Raw genomic sequence first — 23451 nt, forward strand, 5'->3', positions numbered from 1 at the left:
CCAGGCCCCGCCACGATCCGCCTCCACCCACTCGCCCCACACACAACGTGATCAGCTACCTACAAGATCGAAATACGCTTCACGGCATTGGGTCCTGATCCGGACGTTGAGGTAGCCGATCGGAGCGAGGCCGGGGTTCCGCCGTTGCTGGCCTTCTGCGTCATCTTGTAGGAGATGTCCTTGCCGCTCGCGGCCGACTGGTACTGGTTGATCGCGGCCATGATTCCATATCGCGTTGCGTCTCGATGCGGGAGACCATCGCGAGGAACGCGCGGCGCTTGTTCGGATCCTTGTGGGCGGAGGCGCCTGGTTCCACGTACTCGTCGACCACGTCGACATTGATGCCCTCCGCCTTTTCGCCGCATTTGGCGCGCTGCGCGGGGATCGAGATTCCCTCGGGGTGGTAGTCCGTGCGTACCTGCGACTTCGAGGAGACGCGGAGATAGAACACGGCGCGCAGCCGCCGCATGGATTCCGCAGATGGCGGTACAGCCGTTTCGGTGACAGCGGCAGGGGGCATGGCAAACCCTTTCGTCCGATGATCGGCGACGACATGGTAACACCCTCTCGGTTGGCATTTCTTTCCTTCGACGGCCTTGTCATTGTCGGTATTTCTCTCCGGGGAACTGTCGTCAGCCGGGCCGTCGGGGTTCTCGTTCTCTTCGCGGATAATCGTGCTAGCCCACCCGACCAGTGCGGCAGCGAAACCACCACTGTCGATCCGCGTGCAGGTCGCGACGGGTGGGAGGGGCAGCGGCCCAGGTAGCGTCGGCGCTACCCGTAGCGGCTCGCTCGCTATCCGCCACTCAACGTAAAGATCCGTTATCTACGTTGATCCACGGCAGGATGTCGATGCCTGTTTCCCGGGGGTGATTGTGAATCCTCCAAAGGTCCTCGCAGCCGCCGGGCGACCACTCGTCCTCGTCGCAGCGGCCAGACGCGAGATCCGGTGACCGGAACCCCGCTGACGGCCGGAACAGACTACGAAGATCCACAATGACGTCAAGCGCACCCACTCCAGGAAGACGGGACCGATGGTCGAGCGTGCGAGCCACGGCACGGAACGTCGTGACTCACTTACTGTTATTCACCGTCGGTGAATCGGACAATCGCCGCGGAAACCAGGCGGAAAGTCCCATCAATTCCACAAGGCACCCGATCTCGAACCGGTTACGGTTCCGCCGTGGCGGTTGTCTCTCGGGTGACCCTGTCGCGCGAAGATCATGCCTGCCGCGTCGACCGGCCGCCGCACGTCCACAGCCACCCCCGTGGTTACTGAAAGTAGCCGTCGGGGCAATCGGAGGGGTGCTAACGTTAGCGGCCTCGCTGCTTGCGTAAGCACCCCCTGATAGCGGCTCAGATGTCTGGGTCGGCGGCTGTGCTCGGTGCGAGTTGGCACACTGTGCACGTCGGCGTGACACGGCTCGTCCAGCGGGCACCAGCACGCCAGCTGATGGCCGGCGAGGTCGGGCAGATGGTCGAGCACCCAGGAGCGGGAGACCATCCCCACGCGCCGGCCCCCGGGCAGCTTGTCCGGTCCCTCACCGGCGAGCCATGCGGCGTACCGCCGGATGGCGTCGGCCCGGCCACACTCACGATGATCGAACGGGTTACCCCACGGGGTGGTCCGGTCGACCTTCTCGGCGCCCGTCGGCATGCGCCACCCCGGGGCGCGGGACAGCCGGATGCGGGCCGGGGTGGTGGTCATACAGCCTCCAGGTCGTGCTGCGCGACGTCCCGTGCTGCACGACGTCGCACCTGACGGAGGGGAAGCGCATCAACGTCATGCCCGACTCCGCTGCGCTGACCACACAGCAGGCGGCCGACTTCCTGCACGTGTCCCGGACCGCCGCGCCGCAGCCGGGCCGCGTCGACGAGCCGCCTGCCCCGGGACTGTGTCGACAGGGCCGGGCCGCGTCGATCAGCGGCCGACGGAGCGCTCATGCCCTTTGATCGGTTGCGAAATCGTCTGGGGCGATAGCTTGACTCCCACTTATTCACAGGCAAACATGCACAGACCAACATGTGATCGGAAATGGAGCCACATGTATGCCGAGGAGCGCCAGCAACGGATCGCCGACCGGGCCCGGACCGAGGGCCGCGTCGACGTCGCCGAGCTGTCCGTCGAGTTCGGGGTCACGACGGAGACGATCCGCCGGGACCTGACCGTCCTGGACAGGCACGGGCTGCTGCGCCGGGTACACGGCGGTGCCATCCCGGTGGAGAAACTCGGTTTCGAGCCCGCGCTGGCAGCACGCGACGCGGTGCTCGTCGCGGAGAAGGAGCGCATCGCCAAGGCGGCGCTCGCCGAGGTGCCGGACGAAGGCGCGATCATCCTGGACGCCGGTACCACGACCGGCCGGCTCGCCGCAAGCCTGCCGGTCGAGCGCGAGCTCACGGTCGTCACAAACTCGCTGCCCATCGCGGTCCGGCTCGCCGCCGTGCCGACGATTTCCGTGCTTCACGTCGGTGGCCGCATCCGCCGGCGGACGCTCGCCGGGGTCGACGACTGGGCCCTGCGCGCGCTGGCCGACACCTTCGTCGACGTCGCCTTCCTCGGCACGAACGGAATCTCAGTCGAACGCGGCCTCACTACGCCGGACCCGGCCGAGTCCGCCGTCAAGCGGGCGATGATCGGCGCCGCCCGGCGCACCGTCCTGCTCGCCGACCACAGCAAGGTGGGCAGCGACCGGCTGGCCCGATTCGGGGACCTCGTAGATGTCGACGTCCTCGTAACCGACACCGGACTGGACGAGCGGGTTGCCGCCGACCTCGCCGCCGCCGGCCCACGGGTGGTGCGGGCGTGATCGTCACGTTGACCCCGAACCCGAGCGTCGACCACACGGTGGACCTGGACGAGCTGATTCGGGGCGCGGTGCACCGGGTGCAGGCCTCCCGACTCGATGCCGGCGGCAAGGGTGTGAACGTGGCCCGGGCGCTCGCCGCCCACAGCATCGAGGTTCGAGCGGTCCTGCCCACCGGTGGGCTCACCGGCGAGGCGATCGGCGGGCTGATGCGGGCCGACGGGGTAACGGCCGTGCCGGTACCGGTCGCAGGGGCGCTGCGGATGAACATTTCGGTCGTCGAACCCGGCGGCGTCGTCACCAAGATCAATGAACTGGGTCCAGAGCTGTCACCGGCCGAGACGGCAGAACTGCGGGCGCAGGCGATTGCCACTGCCGTCGGGTCGCCCCACCCGGTGGACGGAGGGCTCCACCCACGTTCAGGCGCGCCGGCGGCGTGGCTGGTCTGCTGTGGCAGCCTGCCCCGAGGGATCCCGGCGGGCTTCTACGCGGACATCGTCACCGCCCTGCGCGGCACCGGTGTCGCGGTAGCCGTGGACTCCAGCGGCCCGGCCCTGCGGGCCGCTGTCGCAGCCGGACCGGATCTGGTGAAGCCCAACGCCGACGAGCTCGCCGAGGTGACCGGCATGCCCGTCGGTACCCTCGGCGAGGCGGCAGCCGCCGGCCAGGAACTGGTCCGGCGCGGCGCGAGGCGGGTCCTGGCGAGCCTGGGTCCGGACGGCGCACTGTTCATGGACGGCAGGACAGTCGTTCACGGTGAAGCGCCCGTCGAGCTGCCGGTATCCACTGTGGGCGCTGGCGACGCGCTGCTCGCCGGATATCTCGCGGCCTGCGGGACCGCACTGGCGAACGGCCCCGGACCGGACGCAGCGGGTCCGGCCGCCTGGCATCCCGACGCGATCGCGGAGGCGTTGGCCTGGGGTGCGGCCGCGGTCGCGCTACCGGGCAGCCGGATGCCACGCCCCTGTGACCTCGACCGGGCTGCGGTGACGATGCACGACCGCCTGGACGCCGCCCGCCCGCTCAAGCCCTGATACCCGGACAAGGAGACGCGTTCCGATGACCGACCTCATCACACCCGATCTCGTCGACCTGGACCTCGATTCCGCCCTGCTCGCCGTCGTCGACCGGCACGCCGCCACCCGCGCCCTCGCGGAGCGGCTGGTCAGCGCGGGACGGGTAACCGACCTCGACGGTTTCCTTGCGGACGTCCGAGCCCGGGAGGCACAGATGCCCACCGGCATCGAAGGCGGGATCGGGATCCCACACGCGCGATCCGCGCACGTGACCGAACCGGCGCTCGCGTTCGGTCGTTCGAGCGCCGGGGTCGACTTCGGAGCCGACGACGGCCCGGCGCACCTGATCTTCCTCATCGCCGCACCGTCCGGCGGCGGCAGCGAGCACATGACGATCCTCGCCGCGCTGGCCCGCCGTCTCGTGCACGCGGAGTTCCGTTCGGCCCTGGCCGACGCCGTCGATCCCGCCGATGTCGCCGATCTCGTCAACAAGGAGGTCTGAACCGATGAACATCGTCGCCGTCACGTCCTGCCCGACCGGCATCGCGCACACCTACATGGCCGCCGAGGCACTCGAACAGGCCGCCCGGGCCGCCGGCCATGGCATCCTCGTGGAGACCCAGGGGGCGGCGGGCACTTCGGTCATCCCCCCGGCCGACATCGCGTCCGCGGATGCGGTGGTATTAGCCGCCGACGTGGAGGTGCGCGAACGCAGCCGGTTCACCGGCAAGCCCACGGTGACTGCCTCGGTGAAGCGGGCGATCAACGATGCGGCCGGGCTGATCGCCGAGGCCGAGCAGCTCGTCCAGGCGGCCGGCCCAGCGGAGACGGCAGGCGCGGCGGGCGCCGCCACCCGCGCCGCGCACACCGGGACGGCCCGCGGCGCGGGTCCGGCAACCAAGGTCGACCCGGCCGCGGGCCTCGGCATCCGGCTGCGGCAGTGGCTGATGACGGGCGTCAGTTACATGATCCCGTTCGTCGCGGCCGGCGGCATCCTCATCGCGTTGGCGTTCATGGTCGGCGGCGCCGAAGTCGCCACCAAGGTGAACGGCGGCGAGTTCGAAGGAGTCACCTACCCAGGCGTCACCAACATCTCTGACCTGCTTGAACAGGCCGGCTGGGCCGGTCTGCTCTTCAAGATCGGGGCGACGGCCTTCTCGATGCTGGTGCCGATACTTGCCGGGTTCATCGCCTATGCGATGGCCGACCGGATGGGTATCGCACCCGGGATCGTCGCCGGGCTGCTGGCCGGCGAGACCGGCGCGGGCTTCCTCGGCGGTCTGCTCGGCGGCCTGCTGGCCGGCGGGATCGTGCTTGTGATCAACCGGGTGAAGGTCCCCCGCGCCGTCGCCGGGCTGATGCCGGTCGTCGTCGTACCAATGCTCGCGTCGCTCGTCGTGGGCGCCCTGATGATTGTGGTGGTGGGAGAGCCGGTCGCCGCGGCGACCGACACGATGACAGACTGGCTGCAGGGCCTCGGCGGCAGCAACGCCGTCCTGCTCGGCGGCCTGCTCGGCCTGATGATGGCCTTCGACATGGGCGGTCCGGTGAACAAGGTCGCCTACACGTTCGCGCTGGCCAGCCTCGCAGCCGGCAACCAGGAGATCATGGCCGCGGTGATGGCCGCCGGGATGACCCCGCCGATCGCGCTGGCCCTGGCGACCGTCGTCCGTCCGAAGCTGTTCAGCCCGGCCGAGCGCAAGGCCGGCGAGGCGGGCTGGCTGCTCGGCGCCTCCTTCATCACGGAGGGAGCGATCCCGTTCGCCGCGGCCGACCCGCTGCGAGTCATCCCATCCCTGATGGCGGGTAGCGCGGTCACCGGCGCGCTGTCCATGGCCCTCGGGGCCACCTCACGGGCGCCGCACGGCGGGATCTGGGTGGTCGGCCTGATCGGCCGGCCAGTCTTCTACCTCGTCGCGATCGTCGCCGGCGTGCTGGTCACCGCCGCAGCCGTGATCGTGGCGAAGTCACTGCGGCGCCCGGCCACAGGGCAGGCCGACTCGGCCTCCGCGGTCCCCGGCCAGGAGTACGCGACGGGCGTAGCCGACCCCTACCCCGCCGCCACCTCACCCGTTGCGGCCGGCGCGAATCAGGGCGCGCGCTGAGAACGACGAAACCCAGCAGGCAGTGACGAAACCCAGCAGGCAGTAAGGAGAAGGTCATGGCCGAACGTCACGCCGTCGTCGGCTCGTCCGTCGGTCTGCACGCGCGTCCAGCCGCGCTGTTGGTGCAGGCCGCCGGGCGGGCCCCAGTCAAGGTCACCATCGCGAAGGAGGGCGGCGAGCCCACGGACGCCCGCAGCATCCTCGGGGTACTGTCCCTGGATGCCCGGCGGGGCGACAAGGTGGTCCTGGCCGCCGACGGCGACGGTGCCGGCGCCGTGCTCGCCGAGTTGGCCGGGCTCATCGAATCCGACCTCGACGCTGGGGAGGGCTGATGTTCTCCCCAGCACCGCAGGCGGCACCCGGCCGATGCGAGGCGGCCAGCTCGCCCGTGGGTGGGCTGCGAGGCATCGGCGTCAGCCCGGGCGCCGTCGCCGGACCGCTGATCCGGATGGCGACGCGGCCCGCCGCCGGCAGCGCCCCGCCACCGGCGGTCGAGATGCCGGCGGTCGAGGTGGACGTCCACGGTGAGAATGCCGCTGCCCGTGCGGCGCTGGAGGCGGTGGCTGCGGAGCTCGAGACGCGAGGGACCCGGGCCGGCGGGGACGCCGCCGAGGTTCTCGCCGCACAGGCGATGATCGCCCGCGACCCGGGGCTGGCCGACCTGGTTACCACGCGGGTGAAGGCCGGCTGGCTCGCCCCGGCGGCGCTCGCCGACGCGTTCGCGCACTACCGCGGCATTCTTGCCGGCGCCGGGGAGTACCTGGCCGCCCGGGTCGCCGACCTGGACGACATCCGGGACCGCGCGCTCGCGGTCCTGTCCGGCCGCGCGGTGCCGGGCGTGCCGCACCCGGGCCACCCATACGTGCTGGCCGCCGTTGACCTCGCCCCTGCGGACACTGCCACCCTCGACCCTGCCGAGGTGATCGCGATCGTGACCGAGGAGGGCGGCCCGACCAGCCATACCGCGATCCTGGCGAAGTCGCTGGGCATCCCGGCGGTGGTCGCCTGCGCGGGGATCGCAAGCCTCGCCGACGCGACGGTCGTCCTGGTCGACGGCGGCACCGGTGTGGTCGACGTCGAGCCGGGCGCCGAGGCGTTGGCTCGCGCCCAGGCGCGCGAGGATGCCCGGCGGGCGGCGCTCGCCGCAGGCACCGGGCCGGGGCGAACCTCCGATGGGCACGGGGTCGACCTCCTGGTCAACCTCGGCGGCGCGGAGGACCTGACCGTGATCGGCGCCGTGGGCCCGGCCGGGGTGGGGCTGCTGCGCACCGAGTTCCTGTTCCTCGACCGCCCGGACGAACCGGGGCTGGCCGAACAGCGGGAAGCCTACCTGCGGGTCTTCGCGGCGTTCGGAGGTCGCAAGGTCGTCGTTCGGACGCTGGACGCCGGAGCGGACAAGCCGTTGCGGTTCGTCACCGCACCAGACGAGCCGAACCCGGCACTGGGCGTCCGTGGCCTGCGCACCGCTCGCCGGGCGCCCGGGCTCCTCGATCGCCAGCTCGCGGCGATCGCCGCGGCCGCGGAGGGCAGCGAGGCGAAGGTATGGGTGATGGCGCCGATGGTGTCGACACCGGCGGAGGCGGCGGCGTTCAGGGCCCGTGCCCGGGCCGCCGGGCTTGCGGTCGCCGGCGTGATGGTCGAGGTCCCGGCGGCGGCACTGCGGGCTTCGGCGGTGGCGGCTGCATGCGACTTCCTGAGCATCGGCACCAACGACCTGGCCCAGTACGCCTTCGCCGCGGACCGGATGGCCGGCGGCCTCGCCGACCTGCTCGACCCGTGGCAGCCGGCGCTGCTCGACCTGGTGCGGCTCGCCGCCGACGGTGCCGGGGCGGCGGGGAAGCCCGTCGGCGTCTGCGGGGAGGCGGCGAGCGACCCGCTGCTGGCGCTGGTGCTGGTGGGCCTGGGCGTCACCAGTCTGTCCATGGCACCGATCGCCCTGCCAGCGGTGCGGGCCAGCCTGGCCCGGCACACCCTGGCTCACTGCCGGCGGCTCGCGGCGGCCGCCCTGGCCGCGCCGGACGGCCAGGGGGCGCGGTATGCGGTCGCCGCGCTGGCGGCCGACCAGGAGCGAGTCGCCGCAGGCTGATCAGGGAGCCCGCTCGCTGCGAGCCGACCCTATTCGGGGGCACCAGCCCCGCACCCCTCCCGCAGCGCGCGGCCGACACCGACGAACGCCCCGAAGCACCTCCCGGCACCGCCGCCGTAGCCGCCATCAGCCCGCACACCGCAGACGAGGCACCGGCCGCAAGTGGAGACCACGGACGTGGTGTACGAAGAGCAACGATCTGGCGACTTGCCGTAGTGGCGGTCCGTGACGTAGAACGACCATCGCGTGATCCTTCCGAGGGCGTGTGAAGCACTCGAGAAGGAGTAACGCGATGGCCGTGCGCCCGACTGTGACCGATCCCGAGGGGTTCGGCCCCCACCGGAGGCCGGTGAACGCAGCGCCCCAGCCAGGGCCAGCGTGTGCATAACACCTCAAGCCGCCGTGCGTTGCCGAGTCCGAAGGGGAAGGTCAGCCCGACGACGGTTCCTACGATCACGGTCACCATGCGGGCGGTGCCGTTCGGACCCACCAGGTATGCGGAACGTGTGTTCGATTCGACGGGTGAGCTTGCCGGCTGGGTGCTCACTGGGCATCATCCCTGTCCAGGAGCCTCGTGGAGACCGGGCGGACGGTGATTTCGGGACCCTGAACCAAGATCAAACGGTTCTTATTGTGGTGCGTTAGGTCCACCGGCCGACCCTTGGGTGGGTGTCGCAGGCCGCCCTACCTGGGCTTTTGCTGGTTTTCAGGTCAAGATTCGCGCTCTTATCGACCTCTTCGTTACATCCCGGGCGTCCTGACCAGCGCGTTTGGGCCCGGCTCGGCGAGACTCTCATCGTCACGGTCGTGCGACAGCCTCACCGACTGCACCTGCCCCGGCTGTCCCCTGCCCTACGTCGAGATCGCCCGCACCAGGCCCGCGGACCTCACCGGACCCAGCCATGACCACCCTGCCCCCGACGACTGCTCGACTACCCCGCCGCTTGCGGATCTCACGGGACCGCTCCAAGATCCAGATGCCCCCGACGCGTCCCCGTTTACGACCAGCTATCGACGCCACGCCGGGTCGCACTGTCGGGGGCACTGGCCGTAATCGCTTGCGCCGCGTGCCGCACGCTACCGGTGCTGGCGGCGAATCCAGCTGATGCGTTCGAACCGAGGACCGCGACCCGCCAAGCGACACGCGAACTTGCTCACCCTGACACCGAAGTCGTCCGGCGTTCCCACGCCTTGCGCTGGTCGCGCAGCGCGAGCAGCTGGGTCGCGGCGAGCCTGCTCGTGCCGGACTTCGCCCGGCGAGTTCCGGGCGGGCGGTCAGCCGGCGGTCCGTCAGCGCGGTGCTGACCTTGTTCACGAACCTCTCCGGCCAGCCGTGGTCCGCGGAGCGGGCGAAGGCGACGATCTCCTCGGAGGGCACGGCGGCCAGCGGGTCCACGAACGGCCGCGTGTCATCCTCGTGGGCGTCAGGACTGCGCCGGAGGCCTTCGATGACGCCGTCTCATGCCAGTCCTCGCGGGACAAGCGGCGCAAGCGATCCCTCGGAGGCCCTCGTGCCCAGTGAAGGTAGAGCCATCAGCGGCACCATCGCCGGTGACAGGCTGCTCGACCTGCTCGAGTCCGGCTGGCGACGAGAGCTCCGGGCGGGTGCCGTCGCCGGGCGGCTTGAGGCAGAGCCTGGGCTCGCGCAGGCGGTGGCCACGGCGCTGGGAGCACAGTCCCGGGCTCTGAGGGCCGGCGGGGTGGCGCAGAGGTGGCCGGCCTGCGTCGTCGTCGGGATCGCCCGCGCTGCGGCCGGGTCCGACCCGACGGCGTTCTGGCCTGCCTGGCGCCGGGCCGCGGGGCTGCGGTCGAGTGCGCGGTCCGCCCGTGAGTGGGGCGACGCGTTCCTCGCGGCGCTCGGGGCGCTGGGTCTGCCTGCCGCGCCCACCGTGAAGGCGGCCGTGCTCGCCCACGCGACCGCGCCGGAGGACCACGCCGGTTCCGAGGGCGACCTCTCCGACGGGGTGGGCCAGGCGCGCCTTGACCCGTTCGGCGGCGGGGTCCTCCTGACGGACGGCCTCGCGGGACAGGCCCGCGCGGCGCTGCCGGAGGAGATCACCGCCGGGAGCGCCACGTTGCTGGCCTTCGACGAGGACGGGGCACTAGTGAACGGGGCGCTGCCCGCCGACGCCGTCTGGGTGCTCTGCCCGGCGGGCGCCGAACTGCGCTCCGATGCGCCGGTCCGGACCCTCGTGACGAGCACGCTCCCGCTGGCCTGGCGTGGCTGGCGCCTCATCCAGGTGGACCTGCGGGGGGCTTGTTGGATCGCCCTCGGCGACAATGCCGATGCCGACGCCAGCCGTCGCCTCGTGCGCGGCCGGACCAGGCCGGTGCTGCGCACGGGCCCGCCGATTCCCGGCGTCACGACCGTCGCCGGCAGGCCCGTCCTCGCCTCGCCCCCCGAGGTCCTGCTCCCACCCGGTCAGGCCACCTTCCGGGTCGAGGCGCGGCGGACGGACTCCGGGGCCGCCCTCGCGAGTGTCACGACGACCGGTGACACGTGGCGACCGGACGTCCTGTGGCGCGGTGTGCGGCGGCCATTGCTCGGCGAGTTCGTGATCTCTGTGATCCCCGGGCTGCGCCGCACCGTGGTGCTCGCGGAGGGCCTGGGCGTCACCTCGTACCCGGCCCCTCGGCTCACCAGCGCCCGGGGGCTCCAACCCGCGGAGGCGGTGATCTCGGCCCCGCCGGGCATGACGGTCTCCCCGGCTGCGGCCGCGTACCAGGAGGAGACGGTGACGCGGGAGGTCACCTGCGTCGCCGGTGCGGTGGTACAGCGCCTGGCCGTGACCCCGCCGCACCTGCGGCTGCGGATCGATCCCGAACCGGGCAGCGGCGCCGAGGGGACCGGGTGGCACCACGCGGGCCCGCTGCGCCTCACCCACGACGACCTGTGGCGCGGGGGCCTGCTGCGCATCGACCTGCCGGGCGCCGCCACGCCACCGGCGATCATGGTCATGGCGGGCGGAGAACCCGTCCAGGTCCTGGGGGCGCTGCGCGACGGCCGCTACCCGCTGCGCCGCATCCTGGACACGGCGGCCGTCCACGGCGACACCGAGCTCACCATCACCGTCGACGAGGGAACCGTCGTGACGTTCGCCACCGTGACCGGCGCCAGCCCGGCCAATGATCCGTGGACGGTCGCACAGGCCTGACATCGCCTCCCCCTCGCGCGGGTCACCCGCGAGGCCCCCGAACAGCGGGAAATCCCGACGCGAGATCCTTCAAGGATGGACGTGATCGCCACCGCCGAGCACCTCAGCCTGACGTACCGCCGCTACCTGCGGTCGCTGCTGCCGGTGCGCGACCCGAAGCTCGCGCGGGCGCTGCGGGACGCGATCGACGCCAGCCCGCTGCTGACCAAGGGGCCGGTGCTCGAGGCGACACCGCCGTACGCGGCGGGCGCCAGCCTGCGGCAGCTGATCGCCGACGGTGTCCTGCCCAGCGGGTTCGCCCGGCTCGGCGGGCCCGCGCTGCCGCTGGACCGGMCGCTGTACGCGCACCAGGAAATGGCGATCCGCAAAGCCGCCGCGGGCCGCAACCTCGTCGTCGCGACCGGGACCGGGTCGGGCAAGACGGAGAGCTTCCTGCTACCGGTCCTCTCCGAGCTCGTCCGACAGCGGGACGCCGGGACGCTGGGTCCAGGGGTCCGGGCGCTGCTGCTGTACCCGATGAACGCCCTGGCCAACGACCAGGTGCGCCGACTGCGGCAGGTGCTCGCGGGCACACCTGAGATCACGTTCGGCCGGTACACCGGGGAGACACCGGAGCGGCCCRCCGAAGGCGCCTCCCTGTTCGAGGCCCTGAACCCGGGCGAGGCCAGGCTCCCGAACGAGCTGCTCTCCCGGGCCGAGATGCGCGACAGCCCGCCGCATCTGTTGCTGACCAACTACGCGATGTTAGAGTACCTGCTTCTGCGCCCCGCGGACATGGACCTGTTCGAGGGGCCGCACGGCGGGCACTGGCGTTTCGTCGTGCTGGACGAGGCGCACGTCTACGACGGGGCGAAGGCAGAGGAAGTCGGCATGCTGCTGCGCCGGCTCAAGCAGAAGGTCTTCCTCCAGGGAGAGGACTCCGCCCGTTCGCTGCAGGCCATCGCGACGTCCGCCACCGTCGGCGACAGCCCTGCGGCCGTCATGGAGTTCGCCGCGAAGCTGTTCGACGCCCCGTTCGAGTGGAGTCCCGGCAACCCGACCCGCCAGGACCTCGTCCAGGCTACCCGGGTGGCGGCGCCGGACGGCCCGGTCCGGGACACCCCCGACCTGGGGCTGGACGACGCCGCCGGCCTCGGCCGGGTCCGCGCGCTCCTCGCCGGCGGGCCGCGTCTGTTCACCGACCTGGCCGAGGCTGCGGGGATCTCCGGGGCCCGGCTGGCGGAACTGGTCGCGCTCGGCACGGCATCGCGGGACGCCTCGGGCGCGCCGGTGCTGTCCGCGCGCTACCACCTGTTCGCCCGCGCCACCGAGGGCGCGTTCACCTGCCTCGCGGGTGACGCCGGGAACGGGGGCGGGCCGCACGTGGCACTGGCCCGGCGCGAGGTCTGCCCCGACTGCTCGGCCGCGGTGTTCGAGTTCGGGTGCTGCAAGCGGTGCGGTGCTGTGCACCTCACCGGCGTCATCCGCAAGGAGAGATCGGGGGAGTACTTCACCTCCCGGGTCGCGCGTGGAGACCGACGCGCGTGGCTCGTCCTCGGTGACCCGCCGCGGCCGCGGGACGCGGCGCAGCCCGAGGACGCGGCGCAGGGCGGGGACGCGGCGCAGGGCGTCGACGAGGACGACGCCGCGTTCGAGGAGACCGCCGAGCAGGACGCCAAGGACGCGAAGGACGCCCTGCTGTGCGGCAGGTGCGGCGTGCTGCACGCGCCCACCGCGACAGGCGCCGTCGCCCCGTGCGGATGTTCCGCCGCGTACCTGCGTACGGTGCGCCGGCTGCCGGGCCGGTCCGGGACGCTGCGTGGCTGCCTGTCGTGCGGCGCGCGCGGCACCGGCATGATCCGGCTGTTCGAGAGCGGCAACGAGGCCTCCGCCGCCGTTCTCGCGACGGCGCTCTACCAGGCGCTGCCTGCCGACGACGAGTTCACCGGGCGGCCGGGAGACGGCCGCAAGCTGCTGGCGTTCAGCGACAGCAGGCAGGCGGCCGCGTTCTTCGCGCCGTATCTCGAATCCAGCCACGCGCTGGTACAGCAGCGCCGCCTGATCCTCGACGGGCTGGCCCGGGCGACGGCGTCCGACCCCTCGTGCTCGGTGGACGACCTGATCGAGGCGGTGGCCGCCGAGGCCGGGGCAGCCGGGGTGTTCGGGCGCCGCGAGTCCCGGCAGGCACGCCGGCGGGAGACCGCCCGCTGGGTGGCGCGCGAACTGATCGCCCTCGACGAACGGCAGTCGCTGGAAGGTCTTGGCCTGCTGCGTGTCGCCCTCGACGTCGACCCGGCGTGGCGGGCGCCGGCCCCGCTGCTCGCGCTCGGCCTCACCACCGACGAGTGCTGGCTGCTGCTCGGCGAACTCGCGCGGACGCTGCGACTGCAAGGCGCGCTGTCGATGCCGGCGGAGGTCGACCCGGCGGACGAGATGTTCGACCCGCGCCGGGGACCGATCTACGTCCGCGTCGACGGCGCCGAGGCGAAGCTCAAGGTGCTCAGCTGGCTGCCGACCCGCGGTGTCAACAGGCGCCTGGACTACGTTCGCCGCGTGCTCGGCGCGGGCGGTGCCGACCCGCGGGAGACGCTGGCCGGCTGCTGGCGGGCGCTGACCGCCCTCCGGGGCGGGTGGCTCGCCGGAGCGGCGCTGCCGAAGATCGGCCAGGTCTACCAGGTCGACCACACCTGGCTGACGCTCGCGCCGGGCGGTGCAGGGGACCTGCACCAGTGCGACGTGTGCCGCCGCCGGGTCTCCGTGTCCGTGCGCGGCGTCTGCCCAACACTGCGCTGCGCCGGCCGGCTGGCGCGGGTGACCGCCGCCACCGACAACGACGACGAGCACTACCGGGCGCTCTACCAGCGCACCGCGCCTGTCTCCCTGACCGCCCGCGAGCACACCGCTCAGTGGACCGGGCTGGAGGCGGCCGACATCCAGCAGCGTTTCCTGGCCGGGGAGGTGAACGTGCTGTCCTGCTCCACGACCTTCGAGCTCGGYGTGGACGTCGGCGCGCTGAACGCCGTGCTGCTGCGCAACATGCCGCCCACCACGGCGAGCTACATCCAGCGGGCCGGGCGGGCGGGCCGCCGCGCGGGCTCGCCGGCCCTCGTGCTGACCTACGCGCAGCGCCGCTCCCACGACCTGTCCCGCTATGCCGCGCCCGAGACGATGCTGACCGGCCAGGTCCGCGCCCCCTACGTGCCGCTCGGCAACCCGAGGATCGACCGGCGCCACGCGCACTCGGTGGCGCTCGCGGCGTTCTTCCGCGACGCGAAGGAGAACGCCGGCCAGGAATGGAAGACCGCGGGTGCCTTCTTCCTCGGCGAGCGGGGCGGGGCTCCCGGCCGGCCGGGCCCGCTCTCCGCGCCGTCACTGCTGGTCCGCGGCTTCCTGACGCCGGTACCGGACGATGTCGACGCCGCGCTGAGGGCGGTCCTGCCCAAGTCCGTCCAGGAGCAGATCGGCCTCGACTCCGGCGCCTGGGTGGACGAGCTCGACGCGCTGCTGGCGGCGGTCCGCGCCGAGCTCGCCCAGGATGTCGCCCTGTTCGAGGAGCGGCGCAAGGAGGCGTTCGAGTCCCGGCGCAGCGACATGGCCGCCCGGTTCGAGCGGTCCATCAACACGATCACCCGGCGGTCGCTGATCGGGTTCCTCGCCAACCGCAACATCCTGCCCAAGTACGGGTTCCCGGTCGACACCGTCGAACTGCGCACGRCGCACTGCGACTCCCAGGTGGGGGCGCGCCTCGAACTGACCYGCGACCTGGCGATGGCGATCCACGAGTACGCGCCCGGCTCCGAGCTGGTCGCCGGCGGCGTGCTGTGGCGCAGTGCCGGGATCTACCGGCTGCCCGGCCGGGAGCTCATCACACGCTCCTACACGGTCTGCCGCGGCTGTCAGCACTACCGCGAGGGCGGCGACGACCTCGAACCGGCGTGCACGGCCTGCGGGCGGCCGGCCGACGGGCCGGTGCGGGAGTACTGCGTGCCCGAGTTCGGCTTCGTGGCCGACCCGCGCACCGCCAAGCCGGGCACCGCCCCGCCGCAGCGCGTCTGGAACGGTGGCGTCCACGTGGTGTCCCTCGGCGCGGAGCTCAGCGAGAACCGCTGGCGGTCGGCGGACGGCGCGATGGCCTGGTGCCACAGCGGCACCCGGGGCCGGCTCGTGTCGCTGTCCGAAGGGCCGGGCGGCGCGGGTTTCCTGCTCTGCGACTGGTGCGGCTGGGGCGGCGCCAACCACGGCCGCGCACCCAAGTCGCACATCAACCCGCTGCGCGGCAAGCCTTGTACCGGCCCGCTGCGCTGGCGGTCGCTGGCGCACACCTACGAGACCGACATCCTGCGCGTCCAGGTCGACGCGCCCGGTCTGGGCGCTACCGGCTCCGGCACCGACGAGCGGGCGCGGTGGCACTCGCTGCTCTACGCGCTGCTGGAAGGCTGCGCCGAGGGCCTGGAGATCAGCCGGGGCGACATCGACGGCGTTGTGCACGCAGGTGCCGACGGACGCAGTGGTCTGGTGCTGTTCGACACCGTCCCCGGCGGGGCGGGCAGCGCGGCGCGTATCGCCGCGTCGCTGGATATTGTCGTCGACTCCGCTCTGCGGCGGGTAAGCGCGTGCGACTGTGGTCTCGAGACATCCTGTTACGGCTGCCTACGGACCGCCGGCAACGAACGCTACCATGAGGATCTGTCACGCGGCGCGGCCCTGGCAATTCTCCGGTCGTTGTCCGGACTGCGCGCCGACGATGAACGAGATGACTGAGCGGCACCGAGCACCGTCTGTGAGCCATTCCGACCGCGTATTCGCTGGGATACCGAAACCCATGACAACCACAAGCGCCCGGGACTCACTGGCCACGCCGGGTGGCATTCCCGCGCCGGACGTGCCGGGCAGCGCCTTCGGTATCGCGGCGTTCACCGCCGACGACCGCCTGCGCCTGTTCCACTTCGCCGCCACCGAGAAGCGCCACGAATACCTGTGGCTGCTGCGTGCCCTCGACCGGGCACGCGCCGACTACCAGGTGCTGGTGCACGTGGCCGATGCCCAGGCGGCGCTCGACGCCCTGGCCGAGGAGCGCCCGGACGCGTGGGTGTCCGACGTCCAGTCCCTGCTGGACTCGCTCGCCGACTGGAAGGTCCTCGACCGCTCCTATGACGGCACCCGGGCCGTGAACCTGGCCGAGTACCGCAACCGGCACTACGTCTACCAGTTCACCCAGGCGGGCTACCGCGCCTACCGGGCGGTGGAGGACGTGCTGTCCGCCAGCCTGGAGGACGCGCAGCTGTCGCGGCTGGTCTTCCCCGACATCCTGGCGGACCTGCGGGCGCTCGCCGAGGCGGTGCGCGAGGGCGACGCGCCGGAGGTGTACCGCAAGCTGTCCCGCCTCGACGGCGTCCTCGCGGACATGGCGCAGCGCGCCGCCCGGTTCTACCTGATGCTCGGCGACCTGTCGCGGACGAACGACACGCGCCCCGAGGTCTTCCTCGCGCACAAGGACGCCCTGCTCGCCCATATGCGCGAGTTCCATTCCGAGCTCAGCAGATACGCGCCACTGCTCGCCGACGCGGTCGAGGCGGTGGGCGCCGAGGGACCGGACCGGGTCGCGGCGCTRGCCGCCGAGGCCGACGACTCCCTCTTCCGCTCCCGCGACCGGACGGCGGAGTGGCGACGGCGCTGGGCCGGCCTTGTCCAGTGGTTCGGTACCTCCCAGGGGGGAGCACAGCGGGCCAGCGAGGCGGACCGGCTGCAGGACGCGACGATCACCGCCATCGCCGACGTCACCGCCTTGCTGCGGCGGGTGACGGAGTCGAGGAAGGGCGGCGTCAGCCGCGAGAGCCAGCTGCGCCACCTCGCGCAGTGGTTCACCAACCTGCCCGCCGACACCGACGCGCATGCGCTGTACCAGGCGGTCTTCGGTCTCGGCGGGCCGCGACACGTCGCGGCCGGCTACGAGGACCCCGAGCTGATCCCCAGCAGGCAGTCCTGGTGGGAGGCCGAGCCGGTGGCGCTCTCACGCACCCTCGTGCGGGTCGGCCGCAGAGCCGGGCTGCAGGGTCCCGGCCGACTCCAGCGCGACGAGGCGGCGAAGGAGTGGCTGCGCGCCGAGCAGCTCAAGGCCACCGCGCAGCGCCGTTGCGCGATGGCGCAGCTCGCCGACAACGGCGTCCACGACCGCGTCCTCGACGAGGCGGAGACCGAGGCCCTGCTCAGCCTGCTCAGCATCGCCCTGGTCGCCCGGGTCCCGGTCAGCCGGACCGTCGGCTCCGGCCCTGGCCCGGTCGCCACCGGCTCCTCCGACGGCGTGCGCCTCACGCTGCGCCCCCGGCCAGGCGTCACGACCGTGCGGACGGTCCGCGGCAGGCTGCACCTCGACGGGCTGGCGATCGAGATCAGGAGCGCCGGCTCGGGGCTGGCCGCGCCCGCGGCGGCGGTCCCGGCGTGAGGGTCGCTCAGAACGTCAGTGCCCTGGATCTCGACGAGTACCAGCAGGCCGCCCGTCAGGTGCTGCGCCATCCGCTCATCACGGCGTCCTACCCGGACAGGACCACACTTCCGCTGGTCCGCAAGTGGGCGTCGCAGCTGCGCGTGGACCTCGCCGAGACGCTCGGGTACACCCTGGTCAGCAACGGCGACACGGTCCGGCTGCGCCGCGTCCAGGACACCCTCGACGCGACCCACCCGGCGCACACCCGGGCGAGGAAGCACTTCGACCGCCGCCGCTACGCCTACCTCGTGCTCGCCCTGTCGGTGCTGGGCCGCGCCGGCACCCAGATCGCCCTGTCCGAACTCGCCGACGCGGTGGCCGCCGAGGCCGGACGCGTCGACGGCCTCGGCATGGACACCGAGCGGAAGCCCGACCGGGACGCCTTCGTGGACGCGGTCGCGTGGCTCGAGACGCGGGGCGCGCTGCGGATGGCCGACGGCAGCGCCGTGGACTGGGTCAACGACCCCGAACACGCCGAGGCGCTCTACGACATCGACCGGGAGATCACCGGGGCGGTCTACGCCCCGACCCGTGTCCTGCAGCACCTGAACTCGGTGACCGACCTTCTCGGCGACGCCGCGAGCGCGGGCCCGGCGCAGGGCATCAACGCCGAGCGCCGCCGCACCGGCCGCCGGGCCCGCCGCCTCGCCCTGGAACAGCCTGTCGTCTACTACGCGGACGTCGACGAGGGCCTGCGCGGCCAGTTGCGGTCCCCTGCCCTCGCCGAGGACCTGGAACGCCTCACCGGGCTGCCGCTGGAACGCCGCGCCGAGGGAGTCGCCCTGATCAACACGGGCGGCCGACTCACCGACATCACGTTCCCCGGCACCGGCACGGTCGCCCAGGCGGCGCTGCTGCTGTGCGCCCGGATCGCCGGCTACCTGACGTTCAGCCTGCACCGCGTCGAGAAGCTGCCCGCCGCCACGGCCACCGAGCGGCTCGCCGACGCTTCCGCCCGCATCGACGCGGCGCTGCCCGCGCGCTCCGGTGTCACCGCACTGCTCGCGGACGCCGCCGACGCCGCAGCCACCGACAGCGCCGTGCAGCCCAGTGCCGCAGCGCCGCCCGGTGACGCCCTGCCTTCTGGTGACGTGGTGGCCGAGGCGACGAAGGCAGCAGGTCGCGAGGCCACCTATCCGTTCCTCAGCGACTCCTGGCTGCGGGCGGAGCTCACGAAGCTGATCGAGGAGTTCGGCAGCGGCATGTCCGAGCGCCAGATCGCCGACCCGGCCGGTCTCCTCGACGACGCCCTGAACCTGCTCTCCAACGTGGGCTTCGTGGCCCGTACCGACGGCGGCGCCCTCATCCTGCCCCTGCTCGCCCGCTACCGGGGCGTCACGGCCCAGCTCAAGGAAACGATCAAATGACCAGGTACGAGCCCACCCGGGCCGGCATCATGAACATGTGGGACTACCGGGACGAGGAGTTCTCGTTCGCCCACGGCTGGCTGATCCTGCGCGGGCCGAACGGGTCCGGCAAGACCAAGGCCCTCGAAGTCCTCTTCCCCTTCGTCCTCGACGGCCGGATCGACCCGAAGCGGCTCAACCCGTTCGCAGCCGAGGACCGGACGATGAAGTCCAACCTGCTGTACCGGGGCATGGACAACGCGGTCGGCTACGTCTGGCTCGAGTTCCGCCACCGCGACACCAGACAGGCGGTGACCGTCGGCATCGGGCTGCACGCCCAGCGGCACCGGGACACGCCGGTGCGCTGGCACTTCGTCGCCGACGGCCGGGTTGGCGAGGACTTCTCGCTGCTCACCGACGACGACCGGCCGATGACGCGCAAGCAGCTCGCCGAGGAGATCGGCGACGCGAACATTCACGCCTCGGCGACGGAGTACCGGGCCGCGATCGACGCCCGGCTCTTCGGCCTCGGCGCCGAGCGCTACGAGCAGCTGGTCACCCTGATCCTCACGCTGCGCAGACCGCAGCTCGCCAAGAACCTCGACCCGGTCAGGCTGTCGGACACGCTGACCGACGGCCTGCGGCCCGTCGGCGACGACCTCATCAACGAGGCGGCGCGCAGCTTCGACGACATGGAGGCGGTCACCCGCACGCTGGAGGGCCTGGTGGCCGCCGACGAGGCGACTGCCGCGTTCCTCGCCAGCTACACGACCTACCTGCGCACCCATGCCCGCGCCGCCGCCGACGCGCTGACCCGCCGACGCGGGGCCACGCAGGCCCAGCGCGCCGCGACCGCGGCGGACGAGGAGGCCGAGCGGGCCGCGCAGGACGGGCAGCGGGTCGCCGAGGACCGCCGCGAGCAGGCCGAGACGGCCGTCGCCGGGCTGCGCGGCCGGATCGAGCAGCTCAGGGCGAGCAGCGCCTACCAGGCGGTCGAGCAGATGGGCGACCTGGAACGCCTGGTCCGCACCTGCCTGCAGACCGCCAACGAGACGAGGGCCGAGCTGGACCGCCGCCAGGCGGCAACCGCCCGCGCGCGGTCCGAGGCCGAGCGCGCGGGCGCCGAGCTCGCCGACCTCTCCGCGGCGGCGACCCGCGCCGCGGCGGAGCTCCTCGACCATGCGGCGCGGGCGGGGATCGAGTGGCAGGCCGCCGACGCCGGGGCGGCCGGCGTGGTACGGCGGGCCAGCGCCCGCGCCGCCACCCGCCTCGAGAACGTCCGGGCCGTCCGCGCGCCCGACGCCGAGTACCGCAAGGCCGAGCAGGCCCGTGACCTCGCCCGGATCGCCCTTGACCGCGCCACCCAGGCCCTCACCAACGCCGAGCAGGCCGAGCAGGCCGCCGCCGGCGCGGTCGCCAGCGCCGTCGAGGCCGCCGGGCAGGCCCTGGCCGCCTGGTCGTCCCGGCACTCCGGGCTGTTGCCCACGCACGACTGGGCGGACCTCACCGAGGCGCTGGGCGACGCGCTGGCCCAGTTCGGCGAGCCGGACGCGGCGCTGCCGGAGAGCACGTACAACGCCGGGACCGCCCCGGCGGAACACCAGATCCGCGACGAGCAGGCGGCACTGCGCGCCCGGCACACCGCCCTCGTCGCGGAGCGGAAGGCCGTGACCGCCGACCGGGCCGCCATCGCCGCCGAGCGAGACGACGCCCCGCCACGGCATCCCGGACGGACCGCGGACCGCGCGGATGTCGCCGGCGCCCCGCTGTGGCGCCTGGTCCGCTTCGCGCCCGGCGTCGACGACACGCGGGCGGCGGCGATCGAGGCGGCCCTCGAGGCCAGCGGCATGCTCGACGCCTGGGTGTCGCCGGACGGCCACGCCAGCCTCCTGGCCGCGCCCGGCTCCGACGGGTACCTGGTCCCCGGGACGGCCGTCGCCGGCCCGAACCTCACCGACGTCCTGGAACCCGAGGACGACACACCCGTGCCACGGGGACTGGTCACCGCTGTCCTGGCGTCGGTCGCGTTCGACGGGAGCCTGTTCTCCAGCGCCGCCGTGATCGGCGCCGACGGGCGCTACTCGCAGGGCATCGTCGCCGGGCGGCACCGCAAAAAGCACGCCGAGTACATCGGCGCGACCGCCCGCGCCCACCGCCGCGCCGCGCGGATCGCCGAGTGCGACGCGAGGATCGCCACGCTGACCACCGAGATCGCCGGCCTCGACGAGCGGGCGCGGGCGCTCGCCGACACGCTGGCCGCGTTCGGGGACGCACGCGGGGACCTGCCCGCGACCGGTCAGATCGCCAGCGCCCAGCGGGAGCACAACCGGGCCGCCGGGCACCTGCGCAGTGCCCGGCATGCCGCTGAGCAGGCTCGGGCGAGCTTCGACGAGGCCGTCGCCGCCGTCACCGTGACCGAGCGCGCCCTGCGCCGGGTCGCTGCCGACAACGCGCTTACCCCCGAGGGCGCCGACCAGGTCGAGGACGCGACCCGCCGTTTCGAGGCGGCCGCCCGCGACCTCGAGGCCAGGCACCGGGAACGCGGGCGGCAGGCCGACGCCGTCGCCGACGCCCGCGACCGCGTCGAGCACGCCGGTGCGGAGGAACAGGCGGCCGCCGACACGCACCGCTCCGCGTACCGCCGCCACGCCGAGGAGGACGCGAAGCTGCAGGCGTTGCGGGAGTCCGTCGGCGCCGAGGCTCAGGAGGTGCTGGCGCGGATCTCGGAGGCCGAGTCCGGGCTGGCCGCCGCGCAGGGCGAGGAGAAGGCCGCCCGCGGTGCCGAGATGGAGGCGGTCCGGCTGGCGTCCGCCGCCACCGAGCGGGTCGTCTCGGGCCGTGCAGCGCTGCGCGTCGCGCTGGACGAGGAACTCGCCACCGCCCGGAGACTGGCTCCGTTCGCGGCCCGGGAACTGCTCGACGTGCTGGCGTGCCCGCCGGGGCTGCGGTGGCCCGCGAGCGAGGAGGAGTGGACGCGCGGCGAGACCCCGCCGGCAGCGCTCGCGATCCATGACGCGATCCTCACGGCCACCCGGGGCATGTCCGCGACTGAGACGTCGCAGAAGGCGTCGACCACCCGGCTGACCCGGGCGATCGAGGAGCTGCAGGCGCAGCTCGCGGCGGCCGGCCAGGACTACCACCCCGAGTGGGACAGCCCGGACGGTGTGATCGTCGTGCGGATCGCTGACGAGCAGGGGCCGCTGCCTGCCGCGGCGTTCGCCGACCGGATCTCCGCCGCGCGCCGTGACCAGCACCTGCTGCTGTCCGACAGCGAGCAGCGGATCCTCGAGGACGCGCTGCTGACCCGGCTGGCACAGCAGATCCACGACCGCACCGTCGACGCGCGCGACCTGATCCGGACGATGAACAGGGAGATGCGCGAGCGGCGGATGTCGTCGGGCAAGAAGGTCGGCGTGAGCTGGCAGATGTCCGATGCCCTCGACGCCGAGCAGCGGGCGGTCGTGAGCCTGCTCGACACGGAATCCACCCGCTTGGCGCCGGAGTCGCTCGCCCGGATGCGGGCGCACTTCGCCGATCGGATCAAGACCGAGCGGGCGCGTCACCGGGACCAGCCCTACCGCGAACTCCTCGCTTCCGTGCTGGACTACCGGCGCTGGCGGCAGTTCTCGTTCCATCTGGTCAGCCCCGAGGGCGGGGAGGAGACGTTGACCCGGGCCAGGCACAGCAGGCTGTCCGGCGGCGAGCAGTCGGTGTCGCTGCACCTGCCGCTGTTTGCGGCGGCGCACGCGACACTGAACACGGCGCGCCCGGATGCGCCCCGGCTGCTTGCCCTCGACGAGGCGTTCGCCGGGGTGGACGACACCGGCCGCGCCGAGCTCATGTCCCTGGCGGCGCAGTTCGACCTCGACCTGTTCATGACCGGCTACGACCTGTGGGCGACCTCGGCCGCGGTCCGCGCCGCCACGCACTACGACCTCGCGCACTCCCCCGTCCAGCACACGGTCAGCGCCCTGCTGCTGGTGTGGGACGGCAGCGAGCTGATCGCCGACGAGACCGGCACCCTTACCGCTCTCCTCGGCTCCCCGGGCACGCGGCGCGCGGCCACCTCGCCGCGCCTCGTCTTCGCACCCCAGGTGTGACCGGGACACGTAGCGCGCAAGCCCTGTCCTTCAGGGCGGGGTTAGCGCATCAACGACAGAGCGACAGGGAATTWCGYTATTCTGTCGGCTATGGGTTCTCGGGTGGTGAAGCGGGCATATCGYTATCGCTTCTACCCGAATCCCGAGCAGGCCGCGCAGCTGGCCCGCACCTTCGGCTGTGTCCGCTACGTCTACAACCGGGCGCTGACCGAACGGTCCCGCGCCTGGACCCAGGAGCGGCGCAGGGTCACGCACGCGGAGACCGACAGAATGCTCACCGCGTGGAAACGGGACACGGAGACGGCGTGGCTGGCCGAACCGTCGAAAGGGCCGCTGCAGGCCACGCTGCGCCATCTGCAGACGGCGTTCGTGAACT

At 72.7% G+C, this 23451-nt stretch carries 14 protein-coding genes; 12 read left to right on the plus strand and 2 right to left on the minus strand.

Going from position 1 to position 23451, the window contains the following annotated elements; genetic code table 11:
* Positions 1-160: 160 nt before the first annotated feature.
* Both BBK14_RS37565 and BBK14_RS41065 read right to left on the minus strand, forming a co-directional pair.
* Complete coding sequence (locus tag BBK14_RS37565) at positions 161-520, minus strand: recombinase family protein (protein ID WP_198541499.1); 360 nt, start codon at positions 518-520, stop codon at positions 161-163.
* Positions 521-1138: 618 nt separating this feature from the next.
* Positions 1139-1708, minus strand: a complete 570-nt coding sequence (locus BBK14_RS41065) for a DUF4326 domain-containing protein (RefSeq protein ID WP_275078532.1) — start codon at positions 1706-1708, stop codon at positions 1139-1141.
* A gap of 337 nt (positions 1709-2045) precedes the next feature.
* Between BBK14_RS41065 and BBK14_RS32605 the strand changes: the two genes are divergently transcribed.
* The 12 genes from BBK14_RS32605 to BBK14_RS32660 form a co-directional block, all read left to right on the plus strand.
* Complete coding sequence (locus tag BBK14_RS32605) at positions 2046-2807, plus strand: DeoR/GlpR family DNA-binding transcription regulator (RefSeq protein WP_071066990.1); 762 nt, start codon at positions 2046-2048, stop codon at positions 2805-2807.
* Entirely contained in the window at positions 2804-3838 is a 1035-nt protein-coding gene (locus BBK14_RS32610; RefSeq protein ID WP_071066991.1) for a 1-phosphofructokinase family hexose kinase, read from the plus strand. The genes BBK14_RS32605 and BBK14_RS32610 overlap by 4 nt, the downstream gene beginning before the upstream one ends.
* A gap of 25 nt (positions 3839-3863) precedes the next feature.
* Complete coding sequence (locus BBK14_RS32615; RefSeq protein WP_071066992.1) at positions 3864-4322, plus strand: PTS sugar transporter subunit IIA; 459 nt, start codon at positions 3864-3866, stop codon at positions 4320-4322.
* 4 nt (positions 4323-4326) lie between these two features.
* Positions 4327-5925 (plus strand): PTS fructose transporter subunit IIC, encoded by a 1599-nt coding sequence (locus BBK14_RS32620; RefSeq protein ID WP_071066993.1) that lies wholly within the window; start codon positions 4327-4329, stop codon positions 5923-5925.
* 56 nt (positions 5926-5981) lie between these two features.
* On the plus strand, positions 5982-6257 hold the full coding sequence (locus tag BBK14_RS32625; protein WP_071066994.1) for an HPr family phosphocarrier protein: 276 nt from the start codon (positions 5982-5984) through the stop codon (positions 6255-6257).
* A complete protein-coding gene (locus tag BBK14_RS32630; protein WP_083391412.1) occupies positions 6257-8011 on the plus strand; it encodes a putative PEP-binding protein in 1755 nt (584 codons plus the stop codon). Before BBK14_RS32625 ends, BBK14_RS32630 begins: the two co-directional genes overlap by 1 nt.
* Positions 8012-9522: 1511 nt before the next feature.
* Entirely contained in the window at positions 9523-11166 is a 1644-nt protein-coding gene (locus BBK14_RS32635) for a serine/threonine-protein kinase (protein ID WP_071066996.1), read from the plus strand.
* A gap of 81 nt (positions 11167-11247) precedes the next feature.
* Positions 11248-15906 (plus strand): DEAD/DEAH box helicase, encoded by a 4659-nt coding sequence (locus tag BBK14_RS32640; protein ID WP_198541500.1) that lies wholly within the window; start codon positions 11248-11250, stop codon positions 15904-15906.
* A 61-nt stretch (positions 15907-15967) separates the two neighbouring features.
* Positions 15968-17587 carry a TIGR02677 family protein gene (locus BBK14_RS32645; RefSeq protein WP_198541501.1) on the plus strand — a complete coding sequence of 540 codons (1620 nt, stop codon included), beginning with the start codon at positions 15968-15970 and terminating at the stop codon, positions 17585-17587.
* The gene (locus BBK14_RS32650) at positions 17584-18996 is read left to right on the plus strand and encodes a TIGR02678 family protein (RefSeq protein ID WP_071066998.1); all 1413 of its coding nucleotides are present in this window, start codon (positions 17584-17586) and stop codon (positions 18994-18996) included. Before BBK14_RS32645 ends, BBK14_RS32650 begins: the two co-directional genes overlap by 4 nt.
* Positions 18993-23075, plus strand: a complete 4083-nt coding sequence (locus tag BBK14_RS32655; RefSeq protein WP_071066999.1) for a TIGR02680 family protein — start codon at positions 18993-18995, stop codon at positions 23073-23075. The genes BBK14_RS32650 and BBK14_RS32655 overlap by 4 nt, the downstream gene beginning before the upstream one ends.
* 102 nt (positions 23076-23177) lie before the next feature.
* On the plus strand, positions 23178-23451 hold a 274-nt coding region (locus BBK14_RS32660; protein WP_241832039.1), incomplete at its 3' end, for a helix-turn-helix domain-containing protein.

It is taken from the genome of Parafrankia soli (assembly GCF_001854695.1).
In the GTDB taxonomy this organism is placed as follows: Bacteria; Actinomycetota; Actinomycetes; order Frankiales; family Frankiaceae; genus Parafrankia; species Parafrankia soli.